The 12,949-nt window shown below is 34.6% G+C and carries 8 protein-coding genes and 1 tRNA gene; 6 read left to right on the top strand and 3 right to left on the bottom strand.

The annotated features are described in order from the left end of the window. Positions 1 to 2: 2 nt before the first annotated feature. From coaD to ACFIJL_RS02750, 5 genes are all read left to right on the top strand, one after another. Positions 3 to 521: a pantetheine-phosphate adenylyltransferase gene (coaD, locus tag ACFIJL_RS02730; RefSeq protein WP_375622382.1), complete on the top strand. Its 519-nt coding sequence runs from the start codon at positions 3 to 5 to the stop codon at positions 519 to 521. Beyond that, positions 511 to 1,104: a peptidylprolyl isomerase gene (locus tag ACFIJL_RS02735; protein WP_375622383.1), complete on the top strand. Its 594-nt coding sequence runs from the start codon at positions 511 to 513 to the stop codon at positions 1,102 to 1,104. The genes coaD and ACFIJL_RS02735 overlap by 11 nt, the downstream gene beginning before the upstream one ends. Before the next feature lie 18 nt (positions 1,105 to 1,122). After that, on the top strand, positions 1,123 to 1,635 hold the full coding sequence (locus ACFIJL_RS02740) for a peptidylprolyl isomerase (RefSeq protein WP_375622384.1): 513 nt from the start codon (positions 1,123 to 1,125) through the stop codon (positions 1,633 to 1,635). A gap of 1,461 nt (positions 1,636 to 3,096) precedes the next feature. Further along, positions 3,097 to 4,215, top strand: coding sequence for a tRNA guanosine(34) transglycosylase Tgt (gene tgt / locus ACFIJL_RS02745; protein ID WP_375622385.1), 1,119 nt, complete (start codon positions 3,097 to 3,099; stop codon positions 4,213 to 4,215). Between the two features lie 1,251 nt (positions 4,216 to 5,466). Then, positions 5,467 to 6,666, top strand: a complete 1,200-nt coding sequence (locus ACFIJL_RS02750) for an MFS transporter (protein ID WP_375622386.1) — start codon at positions 5,467 to 5,469, stop codon at positions 6,664 to 6,666. Between the two features lie 43 nt (positions 6,667 to 6,709). On the opposite strand, the gene ACFIJL_RS02755 is transcribed toward ACFIJL_RS02750, so the two are convergent. The 3 genes from ACFIJL_RS02755 to ACFIJL_RS02765 form a co-directional block, all read right to left on the bottom strand. Continuing rightward, complete coding sequence (locus ACFIJL_RS02755) at positions 6,710 to 8,134, bottom strand: MFS transporter (protein WP_375622387.1); 1,425 nt, start codon at positions 8,132 to 8,134, stop codon at positions 6,710 to 6,712. Between the two features lie 119 nt (positions 8,135 to 8,253). Then, positions 8,254 to 9,468, bottom strand: coding sequence for an NADP-dependent isocitrate dehydrogenase (locus tag ACFIJL_RS02760; RefSeq protein ID WP_375622388.1), 1,215 nt, complete (start codon positions 9,466 to 9,468; stop codon positions 8,254 to 8,256). Between the two features lie 785 nt (positions 9,469 to 10,253). Continuing rightward, positions 10,254 to 10,328 (bottom strand) — tRNA-Glu (locus ACFIJL_RS02765). A gap of 1,252 nt (positions 10,329 to 11,580) precedes the next feature. On the opposite strand from ACFIJL_RS02765, the gene ACFIJL_RS02770 reads away from it, so the two are divergent. Continuing rightward, positions 11,581 to 12,897: a homoserine dehydrogenase gene (locus ACFIJL_RS02770; RefSeq protein ID WP_375622389.1), complete on the top strand. Its 1,317-nt coding sequence runs from the start codon at positions 11,581 to 11,583 to the stop codon at positions 12,895 to 12,897. The last annotated feature ends 52 nt before the right edge of the window (positions 12,898 to 12,949 follow it).

Genomic DNA, 12,949 nt, shown 5'->3' on the forward strand with positions numbered 1-12,949 from the left:
TCATGAAAATTGCTCTTTACGCAGGTTCTTTTGATCCTCTTACAAACGGTCATCTTGATGTTTTAAAAGGGTGTTTTGTGTTAGCTGATAAGGTGGTCGTCGCTATAGGCATACAGGGTAACAAAAAAGCACTCTTTAGCTTTGAAGAGCGTGTTGGTTTTATTACCCAAGTAGGGAAAGACTTTTTCGGTGCAGATTTTAATCGGTTACAGGTTCTTTCATTTAATAACCTTCTCATTGACAAGGCACGTGAAGTTGGTGCTTCATTTCTCATTCGCGGATTGCGTGATGGTACTGATCTTGATTATGAAATGCAAATGGCAGGGATGAATGGCATTCTGGCTCCTGAATTGCAAACTGTTTTTTTGCCGGCAAGTGTTTCTGGGCGTGCGATAACCTCTACATTGGTTCGTCAAATTGCCTCTATGGGAGGTGATGTGACACCATTTGTGCCGCCCAATATTGCACAAGCTTTGCGCTCGAAATTCCAGTCTTTAGAGGAGAATAATTGTGTCTCGTAGAATTTTTGCTGTTTTGATATGTGTGTTTTGTTTTTTTTCATTGTCTGCTGTCGCTGGTAATCCTAGCCCAGCAAGTGATGCAAGCCTTCTTGTTTTATCTCTCAAAGATGGTGATGTCATTATTCGTCTGCGTCCTGATTTGGCGCCAAAGCATGTTGCGCAAATCAAAAGATTAACAGAGGAGGGGGCCTATAATAATGTTGTGTTTCATCGCGTTATTCCTAATTTCATGGCGCAAACTGGTGATGTAGAATTTGGAAAAAAAGGCAGTAAAGATTTTGATTTGAAACGCGTTGGTATGGGGGGCTCAAATTATCCCAATATACCGGCAGAGTTTTCAAAGCAGCCGTTTAAGCGTGGTACAGTTGGGATGGCACGGTCACAAGATCCGGATTCCGCGAATTCTCAATTCTTCATTTGTTTTGATGATGCTGATTTTTTAAACGGTCAGTATACGGTTGTTGGAGAGGTTATAAAGGGAATGGATGTTGTTGATAAAATAAAAAAAGGTACGACAAGTAATAATGGATCTGTAAAAAATCCTGATGTTATTAATGCTGCTACTTTACAAGTTGAAAAATGAATCAAGGGAGCTTTCCATATGGCTGAGAATAAAAATCCAGAGAATACTTTAATTCTTGAAACAACAAAGGGCAGAGTTGTTATTGAGCTTTTTGCTGATTTAGCACCTTGTCATGTTGCACGTATTAAAGAACTCGCCCGTGAAGGTGCTTATGATAATGTTATTTTCCATCGTGTTATTGATGGTTTTATGGCGCAAACAGGGGATGTACAATTTGGAAAAAAAGATAGTGATAAATTCGATTTATCACGTGCTGGTATGGGGGGAGCAGAAAAACCAAATTTAACAGCAGAGTTTTCAAATCTTTCTCATAAGCGTGGTACAGTTTCTATGGCACGGAGTCAGAATCCAAATTCTGCTAACTCTCAGTTTTTTATTTGTTTTGCAGATGCTCCGTGGCTTGATCGTCAATATTCCATATGGGGGCAGGTTGTTGAAGGTATGGAAAATGTTGATAAAATTAAACGTGGTGAACCTGTTGTAGAGCCCGATGCAATTACCAAAGCTGTTATTGCTGCGGATGTAGAGTAGTATAAATTATACTAATTTCAATTGTAAGTTTCTAAGAAAAAAATATTCTTTTCTGATCAATAAAGGCACACGAAACTCTTTTGTAGTATCACGCTTTACCTTTTATAATTTCGAGCTAAGCATTGTCCATATATTTCCTTCAATCGGATCTTCCTGAAGAATATAACGCAAAGGATTTGTAAAACACCTGTCAAAATAAGAAAACGTAAAGTCTGTTGTATTATGGTTGTTGTTTGGCAAAGTGTTTTATAAAAAATTCGGCATTTCTCTTCAATCTATTGCCGCTCTTAATGGTTTTATGATGTTACTTTCTTAAGAGAGCGTGTGCTTTTGTTTTCTGCTCGTAAATCAACATCCAATTCTAATGCAGAAGCATGTTTGAAACACATATTAAGACAGATAAGAGCTTTACTCGCTCATCCAGTTTTCTTAGCAAGGTGGAAAACCAGCATTTATATATATTGGCGTAATCTTTAAAATAAGAAGACAGTTTAATCTTAGAAGAATATAAAGGTGCAGAAGTGAAACAAATGGCTAGTCTTGCTATCTCTTTTTTAATTCAACTTTACTTTTTTTAAGTATCTAACGCAATATCTTTTAAATAATGAAGATTATGCATGGACTTACGCTTTTATTTTTCTCGTTTTTTAATAGAGAAATGCTCCAAACGGAATACACTTGTGTTGCGTATTTACGTGTTTTTTTAGAAGCATTTCTTAGTACATATCAACATTCACTTCCACGATGACATTCATGGCGTGTATAGTTTTAAAGCTATAAATAGTATAAAATCTATTATGCACCACCACCTTTAAAGCTTGTGAAGGAACAAACGGGTACCATCATACGCTTTTTCAGCCTCTAATGTTACGATAGAGCTTTTGGTATTTGAGAATCTTTACAAAAAGCATTTTTGGTTTTTTAAAGTATTTTTATTTACACGTTAATTTCTTTTGTGAATTATCTCCAATGTCAAGAGCTATCTTAATATTGTGAGTGGATAAATGATTATGCTCATTTGTGCTGTTATTAAGCGTGAGGATTGCCGTGCCCAATAGATGAAAAATTTTTATCTGTAAAAGTTAAAGAATATTGTAAGTTGTACAATGCGTTCAAAATTTTCTTCTGTGCGCACAAAGTTATTGCTTATGGAAGTATGTGAGGATGAAATTATTGTGATAATAATTTTGCAGTTCTGTTAAGGCTTTAGTGCGTTAAGCGTAGGTATTTTGAGGTGTGATATTATAAGGATTTTACTCTTTTTCTGGAGCTAGATTATCACTTTTATTATGGTGATTTCTTAACAAGAAATGTTCTTTTATCTCGTTTAATTTTTTATGCTGGGTACAATATTGAGCGAATCAAGAATTAATTCATAAAATTTATAACAATGTTCGTAAGGGAGATACCTTTTCTCTTTCTATAGAGATATGCATTGATGGAATCAAAAAGACGAGAGTTATGATAAAGACATTTCATTATAGAAAAATTGCTCAAGATGGGTATGCACGTCGAGGAGAAATTATAACGGGGCGAGGATGTGTTCGTACACCCGCATTTATGCCTGTTGGGACGGCAGGAACCGTTAAGGCTATGTATATGGATCAAATACGTGATCTTGGTGCAGATATCATTTTGGGGAATACTTATCATTTAATGTTACGTCCAGGAGCTGAACGTGTTGCGCGTTTGGGAGGATTACATGAATTTTCACGCTGGAGCGGGCCTATTTTAACCGATTCTGGTGGCTTCCAGGTTATGTCATTGGCGGGAATCCGTAAAATTACTGAACAAGGTGTGATTTTTCGCTCTTACATTAATGGAGCTTACTATGAAATGAGTCCAGAGCGTTCTATCGAAATTCAAGGACTTCTTGGTGCGGATATCCAGATGCAGTTGGATCAATGTATTGCATTACCAGCCACTGAAAAAGAAATGGAAGAAGCTATGGAACTTTCATTGCGATGGGCGCTGCGTTGTAAAACAGCTTTTGGAGATCAGCCAGATAAAGCATTGTTTGGGATTGTTCAAGGTGGTGATAATATGAAACTGCGTGAACGTTCTGCTCAAGCATTAAAAGAAATGGATTTAAAAGGTTACGCTATTGGAGGGCTTGCTGTTGGTGAGCCGCAGAGTGTTATGACAGCAGTATTGGATACTACTTGTCCGATTTTACCAGAGAATAAACCACGCTACCTTATGGGAGTAGGGACACCTGATGATATTTTACAAAGTGTTGCTCGTGGTGTTGATATGTTTGATTGTGTTATGCCAACGCGTGCAGGACGTCATGGTTTAGCTTTTACCCGCTTTGGTAGAATTAATTTGCGTAATGCGCGTTATGCAGAAGATCCCCATCCTCTTGATCCACAGTCACTTTGTCCAGCAGCAAATGATTATAGTTGTGCTTATTTGCATCATTTGATTAAATCTGGTGAATCTCTTGGGGGGATGTTGTTGACTTGGAATAATCTTTTTTATTATCAGCAACTGATGCAGGGAATTCGTGATGCTATTGAAGAAGGCTGTTATGCTGATTTTTGCGCTGAAACGCGTGCTCTATGGGCACAAGGACGCTAAAATATTAATCGTACTATAGTACTTCATTTTTTTATTGAATTTATTCTCGCATTTACAAATTTAGCTAAAAATATGAAATTAGAAATATCTTCCAAAATTATAAAACTCCACTATCTTAAGATATAACAGTGCGGTTTTATAAAGACACATATTCTTGTTCTAATTACTAGATAAAAACAGAAACTGTTACTCCGGTACGCGCTACCTGATCCGGAGAAAAACAGTTTTTCTGTTTCTGATTACTGTTTACAGCAACAATGTTAATGAGGCGTTAGCGAACTCTTAAAGAAGTATGAAAATTGTATTTTTATGAGATATTTTGTGTTTTTTATTACTAAAGGTAAAGAATGGATTATATACAATCGAACAGATAAATTTTTAGAAAATTAAAATAAAACTAAAATAAGCTTATAATATTTAAAATGTTATAATTTTATGTTGTTATTATTTTTATATCTTAATATAAATATTATTTACAATATATTTATGTAATATTATTAATATTATAAAACTAAAAAACTATAGATTTAATGTCATGGAAAATAAATATTAATTATTATATTTATAAAATATAAATAAATATATTAAAACAAAACTTATTATATTTACTTTCTAATTTTTATATATAATTTATCTGAAAATAATCATAATATATTTACGTGAATATTTTAATTTACAGATAGTGAGTTAGATATCTGATGCAATTCCTCTGTGAGGGAGGGGTAAAGATGTCTAAAAGAGAATTTTTAAAAGACTCTATAATAATTGATAAGAATGGCCTAAAGTTGAAATTATAGCTTATCGATTTGGGGGATCTGCATTTAGGTAGCAAAAATAAAGCAACAATAATTGGGGGAGAAGTTTTATCTTTGTATCAAGATAATGATGAGATATTGTTCACTTGTTTGAAATGCATTATTCAGCAAATTTTAGAATTATTTATAGGGTATAGTATATCGTTGTAAAATAAAGTTTTCACTGTAAAATTTGAACGGCTGAAAAGAGGAGACAAAGTTTATTATCTGGTAGATCTGATAGAAATAGGTGAATGTGAATACGTCTATGATCTTGAGGTTTTCAAAGATTTTCCATTAAAGAATCTTACTTAAAACTCCATAAAATGCTTTATATATCAAAATATTTCTAAAACTTTATTGGGGACTATTGGGCATGCGTATAACAATGTTTTGAATTTTTGTTTGTGTGTATTACAGATATTTACAGTTAAAACTCCTATCCAGAAGTGATGATATGAGGGATTCTTATCAACAAAAGGTTCTTGTATTGGGAATTAATTCGAGAATACGACGTTTAATAATTTTAGCTCTTGCCGTGGGCAGTTTTGCTATTGGTACTGCAGAGTTTGTTGCAATGGGGCTACTGCCAGAGATGGCACGAAGTTCCTATGTTGATATTCCTACCGCTGGTCAATATATTTCTGCTTATGCATTAGGAGTTGTGATTGGAGCACCTCTTTTAGCTGTGGCAACAGCTCAGGTATCACGCAAAATTGTTTTGATAGGCTTGATGTTTTTTTATGCCTTAGCAAATATTGCTAGTGCCTTTTTTTCTGATTTTAGCATATTAGTAGTATTACGTTTTCTCAGTGGACTTCCTCATGGAATCTATTTTGGACTTGCGGCTATGGTTGCCTCTTCAATGGTAGAAATGAAAGAACGTTCTAAAGCTGTTGGCTATGTTATGCTTGGCTTAACAATTGCAACCGTTCTGGGAGCACCAAGTGCTACTTGGATGGGACAACTTATTGGTTGGCAGTTTGCTTTTATTCTTGTGGGGATGATTGCTTTATTATGTTGTTTGCTTATTTGGAATTTTTTGCCTTGTGATTCAAATGTTCAAAAAACGAGCCCTTTACGCGAAATGAATGCATTAAAGCAAAAGCAGGTGTGGCTTCTTTTGCTGATGGTTTCGGTGGGAGCGTCAGGATTATTTTCTGTTTTCACTTATATTAAGTCAACATTAATGCATATTTCTGGGGTTTCACTTGAGTGGGTACCATTTATTATGCCGTTAGTTGGATTGGGGATGGTGGTAGGAAATCTCTTGGGTCCTAAATTGGCTGTTAAAATTGGCATTTCACCGATGATATTTTTCTCTATGCTTTGGAGTGTATTGGTTTTTTTTCTTTTTTTCTTTTTATCCTATGCTCCGTTAACGGCAGCAATAGGATGCTTTTTTGTTGGAACTTCTTTTGCTGCTATGCCTTCTATACAAACAAAAATTATGGATGTTGCATTACAAGGACAGATTTTGGCAGGAGCATTAATGCAGTCTGCTTTTAATATTGCCAATGCTCTTGGTGCAGAATCTGGAGCATTAGTTTTAAAATTGGGCTATAGTTATGAATATACAGCTGTTTTAGGAAGTGTTCTAACTTTGTGTGGATTAATGGTTTTTTGCGTCTCATGGTATATGGAGGAGCATGCTTAATTATTTTTCATTTTTAAAATGAAGAAGGTATTGTTATATTTATTTAATTATTGGAATGTCCTGTTGGATTTTTAAACATGCAGTAAGAAATGCGCAGCGCTAATGGAATAGCAAGACAAAATAAAAGACCAATGAGCACTATAAGAAGAGTTTTTGCTGCTAAGATCATTCCTATTGTTCCTCCAGGATTAAATAGTCCGGCAAGATTGGTGATAACTCCGGCTAGAGTTGCACTTAAGGCCGCTGAAAATAGTTGTACAGAGGTAAGGGATTCACTGGCACGTAGAGCATCTTCATCATTTGCACATTGTAAGATCCGTGTGAGCAAATGGGGCCATGCTATGCCCGCACTGATTCCAATAGAAAATAGTGCTAAGCAGATAATAAAAATATATTCAAATGTGGAAACTTCTGTTGGTATGAGCCATAAAAGAATAGCTATGCCCAACAGTTTTAATAGGGGGGAGTATACAATGATATTGCGAATTTTTTTTGCCGATACACCAACACTTGAAAGGGATCCACATGTCCACCCTAGGCTCATAAGTGCTGCTATATAACCAGCAATAAGTGGAGCTTGTCCATGAAGCTCTTGAAGAAAAAGTGGAAGATAAAGCTCTATACTATATACGACTGTCGTCATAACGAGTATTAATGCGTAAACAGAAAAAATTTCAGAAGAGAAAGAAAAGGATTTGTGCGGCAACATAGGGTGAAGGGTAGAAGATTCGATTTTTGCTAGAACAAAGAGAAGACTAAGTCCGATGACTAATCCGAAAATTTTTGCCATTGTCGTGTCCATAGCTCCTCCAACAGAAATAATAAAAATCAATAAGGTGAGTGTGAAAAGCTGGAGAAGAGGGAAAGGGGATGTTGGAACATAATTTTCATTCTTTTTGGGTAAAAATTTAAAGGCTATGAGTGAGAAGAATATAGCTAATGCGCCAATGATCCAAAAAGATGCTCTCCATAGGCCATAATATACAGAAATTCCTCCGATTGCTGGTCCTAACAAGGTTGATATTCCCCACATTCCAGAGATAACACTTAATGCCTGAGACCATAAAGATGGGCTGAAAATAATACGTACCATGGAATAGGATAGAGATAACAAAGAACCACTTCCCAATCCTTGAATAAAGCGTCCTATTAAAAATAATGGCATAGATGAAGAAATGCTGCACAAGAAAGTGCCTAAGGTAAAGATAAGTCCAGAGATAACATAAGCGTTGCGAGGACCTAGTTTCCCTAATATTTTTGTTGCAAGAGAAGTACCAAGGAGTGAAGCTGTAATAAAGACAGTCGCCACCCAAGAATAATATTCATTACCAAGATGATTCATAAGGGAAGGTAAAATAGTAATAACAATATAAACATTGGTAGCGTGTAATACAACACCACCTGTAAATGTTAAAAAGCAAAGACCATTTTTACCCAATAAAAGCGCAGACCAGCTTTGTTTTTTCACCGTTTTTTGCTATTTAATAAAAATTTATCCTCTTTTTACTTATAAGGTACTTCTTTGAATTTGCCAAGAGAAATTCAAAGCTCTAAACAGAGCTTTGAATTTTTAATTTAAGTAATAACTTAATTGTCCATTGCCTTTTTGAGTTTCTCATCAATTTTATCGAGGAAACCTGTTGTAGAAAGCCATTTTTGTTTAGGTCCAATCAAAAGTGCGAGATCTTTAGTCATAAAACCTTCTTCGACGGTTTTAATACAAACTTCTTCCAATGTCGTGGAAAAGTTTTTTAATTTCTCATTGTTATCTAGTTTAGCACGGTGTGCCAGTCCACGCGTCCATGCAAAAATGGATGCAATAGAATTTGTTGATGTTTCTTCACCTTTTTGATGCTGACGATAATGGCGTGTTACGGTGCCGTGTGCTGCCTCTGCTTCAACAATTTTACCGTCAGGTGTCATGAGAACAGAAGTCATCAGACCAAGAGAACCAAAGCCTTGGGCAACAATATCAGATTGGACATCACCATCATAGTTTTTACATGCCCATACGTATCCACCTGACCACTTTAATGCAGAAGCAACCATATCATCAATAAGACGGTGTTCGTAATATAATTTACGGTTGTCAAATTCAGTTTTAAATTCCGTATCGAATATTTCTTGAAATATATCTTTAAAACGACCATCGTAAGCTTTTAGAATGGTATTTTTTGTTGAAAGATAAACTGGAACATTCCGTTGTAGTCCATAATTAAAGGATGCGCGGGCAAAAGCACGAATTGACTCATCAAGGTTATACATAGCCATGGCAACCCCTGCGCTTGGAGCATCAAAAACATCATGTTCAATAACTTGATTGTCATCACCTACAAATTTAATACTTAATTTCCCTTTTCCTGGAAATTTAAAATCTGTTGCCTTGTATTGATCGCCAAAAGCGTGACGTCCGATAATAATTGGCTTTGTCCAGTTAGGAATAAGGCGAGGGACATTTTTACAGATAATGGGTTCGCGAAAAATGACTCCTCCTAAAATATTGCGGATTGTACCATTAGGTGATTTCCACATTTTTTTTAGGTTAAATTCTTTAACGCGTGCCTCATCAGGTGTGATGGTTGCGCATTTTATACCAACCCCATATTTTTTGATAGCATTGGCAGAATCAATTGTTACTTGATCATTGGTTGCATCACGATTTTCGACGGAAAGATCATAATATTTTAGATCAATGTCGAGGTAGGGATGGATTAATTTATCTTTAATATATTTCCAGATGATGCGGGTCATCTCATCCCCATCAAGTTCAACAACGGGGTTTTCTACTTTGATCTTTACCATTAGAAATCCTTTTTTTTTAAGCGATACGACTTTATAGCACTTTCAAGTTTATAATGAAAAGTAAAAACAAGGGAAAAAAGCATTCAAATATGAGCTTTTAGAATATATTCTCAATAGAGTGTAAAATTTTGTTGGAGGGTTTAATCTTTGAAAAGAAGTGATGTGTTTGCAAATCTATAATTATTCTATGATTGATGAAGAATCTGTTTAATGGATAAGGTAGTTAGATCAGAGGGGGTGGGGATTATGCATTTTTATTATCAGAGATTCCATTTAATAAGTTGATCGTATTCTGAATTATAGTTTCTTGATTTGTTGTGTTAGGTGAATAAGAAACTATTTTTATATTGCTATTCCAATTCTAAGATTATGGTCTGTTTGTTTATAAAAAGTTTAATGTGATAACAAAGGCACTGTAATTAGAAATGCTTCATATAAAATGCGTTTGGGATAAACTTCAGTTTTGAAGGTTGGAAAAAACGTATAAATGATGCGGCTGGTTTTAATTTAAAAACTAACAGCATACGCAAGAATATGATTTATAAAATTACCGTATTGCGCGTTAGAATCCTCTAATTCTTAATATTTTATCGATTCTTATTGTTATTAACTGTGCGCAGTAAAGTACCATCCTCGAAATGCAACAAAGGAATTAATCACCTAATGATTCTTGTATCCTTTTTACGAAGAGATACCTTTTAAAATCTTATTCTCTCGTTTTTATTTATGCATCCCTCATTAAAAAAACAAATAAAATGAATATATTACACATAAAGAAAGAATGATGGTACGCCCAAGGGGAATCGAACCCCTGTTTCCGCCGTGAAAGGGCGATGTCCTAACCGCTAGACGATGGGCGCAAACCAATGATGAGGCTTATAGAGAGGATCTTTTTACTTCGCAAGCCCTCTGTGTCATTTTTTTTGAAAAAAGTGTGTTTTATTGAATAATTTTTGAGCGATTCCTGTTTGAATTCTTTTTTCCAGTTTGAGGAGTAGGCAAAAATGATCAAAACAGCATTTTAAATGTATTTATTTTTTGCATATGTTATCGTTTGTTATCTTTGCTCGCTACATGAGAATATTATTTAACTTGCTTGAAAGAGCCTTTGTACAAAAGATTGCTCATTTGAGCTTATCATACAGCAAAAACTGTATAATTTATGAAGTAGAAAGATAATATTTATTACAAAATTAAAACATAATACCAATCATAAAAAAGTTTTTTATGAATAATCCATAGATTACTTGCATATTTAACAAAATATAAATAGATATTTGTATGTTAAAAATGAAAATATTAAAGAAATTTTTATAGAATATATTAAAAAATATTTTTTTATATTTACTTTTATATTTATGTAAGAAATTTAAGGTTAAAAAACTCATTTGTTCTTTTACATATTGAGAAGGTTCTTGATTTGAAAATGAATTAGCGTGGATAAAGGGTAGATAGAGCTTTTTCTCATTTCAATTCGCTAGTTTTTTAAAGAGGTGGCAATAAGTTGAGATAAAATATTCGAATTTTACAAATTTATTCTCCATATTTACAATATTTTAGAATTATGGTGTGTGCATATTAAGTCTTGTATTTTACTTTAATGTAAGGTTCTATTTTGATATATGATTACGTGAGGATTTTTGCATTAAAGATTTATAGTTTAAGCTATGGAATGGTAGGAAGGAATGTGTTATTATTGACTGATCTACTTTATTTTATTCATTCTCTTAATTTATCATATGAAAGAATGTTTTTTGTTCCATATTTGTCGTTTTAGAAGAGATATTTTTATTCTTTCTTACTAAGTCTTCAATATTCTTTAAATTGTTATTGATTATTTTTTAGAACTTTTCTTTATGGCAACTTGCATTTATTAGTTTTACAGATTTTCATTCTGAATTAAATATTTTATAAAGATTCTGAAATCTTTGAAGACAATAAATATTATATTTTTAGGAATGTTGATTGAATAAGCGGGGATAATTCTATTGGAGAAAATAAATTGAATAGAGCGGGATATTTCTTTTGTTCTTATGGATATAGATATTCTTTGTGTTGATTGGCTCATCATTTAAACGATTTTTCAATGAAGATAGGGATCAGTGGTTAATAATGGCAGAAGCTTTAAAAGTTGGTATTGCGGGACTTGGTACAGTTGGTACTTCAGTTGTTCGAGCTCTATGTGAAAAAGCGAATAGTTTAGCTTGTCAATGTGGGCGATTCATCAAAGTTGTTGCTGTTAGTGCACGCGATAAAGGCCGCAATCGTGGAATTGATCTCAGTGGCATAAAATGGTTTGATTCACCTGTGGAGTTGGCTGCTTCTGATGAGATTGATGTTTTTGTAGAGTTAATTGGTGGTGAATTGGATGTGGTGTATACCGCTGTTAAGAGAGCGCTTGAGGCGGGACATCATGTTGTAACAGCCAATAAAGCTCTTCTTGCTCAACATGGCGTAGAGCTGGCTATAATTGCAGAAAAAAAAGGTGTTTTTCTTCATTTTGAAGCAGCTGTTGCAGGGGGAATTCCTGTCATCAAAGCGATGAGAGAATCACTTGTCAGTAATCGCATATCGCGAATTTATGGTATTCTCAATGGAACATGTAATTATATATTAACACGCATGTTTACGGAAGGTCTTTCATTTAAAGATTGTTTAGCAGATGCACAGAGACTTGGGTATGCTGAAGCAGATCCAACTTTTGATATTGAGGGAAATGATACTGCTCATAAATTAGCTTTGTTGACAAGCTTGGCATTTGGAACAGCTGTTTCGTTAGATGATGTTTATGTTGAAGGAATTCATAATATTTCGCAAATTGATATTCGAGCAGCTGATGAATTGGGGTATCGGATTAAGCTTTTAGGGGTTGCATTAAAAACGGATTCTGGAATAGAGCAACGCGTTCATCCAACAATGGTACCTGCATCCTCAATGATTGCACAGATAAATGGTGTAACCAATGCTCTTTCTATTCAAAGTGATTTATTAGGTGAATTACTGTTTTCGGGTCCTGGCGCTGGAGGAAAGGCAACAGCATCAGCCGTTATTGGTGATTTGGCTGATATAGCAAAAGCACGTTCTGGTTTTCAGTATGCACCTGTTTTAAGGCGCCCAGCATTAGAACTTGCTCCTCACAAAAAAGCACGTATTTCGCATCATGCAGGTGGTTATTTTATTCGTTTAAATGTTCATGATCGTACTGGTGTTTTTGCCGCGGTCGCAAGGCATATGGCTGATAATCATATCTCATTGGAGTCGATTGTTCAAAGATCTTTTGTAGAAGATCAAATTGAAAAAACAATTATTTTAATTACGCATGAAACAACAGAGGTGAATGTACGACAAGCACTTGCAGAAATTGAAAAAGATGGACATCTTATTGCAAAATCTCAATTTATTCGTATTGAACGGATGGCAGAGAATTGATAACTTTTTTAATAATAACAAAAAGGCAAGCTTGAGTGCTTTTATCTCTTGT

It is taken from the genome of Bartonella sp. TT119HLJHH (assembly GCF_042193385.1).
Taxonomy (GTDB): Bacteria; Pseudomonadota; Alphaproteobacteria; order Rhizobiales; family Rhizobiaceae; genus Bartonella.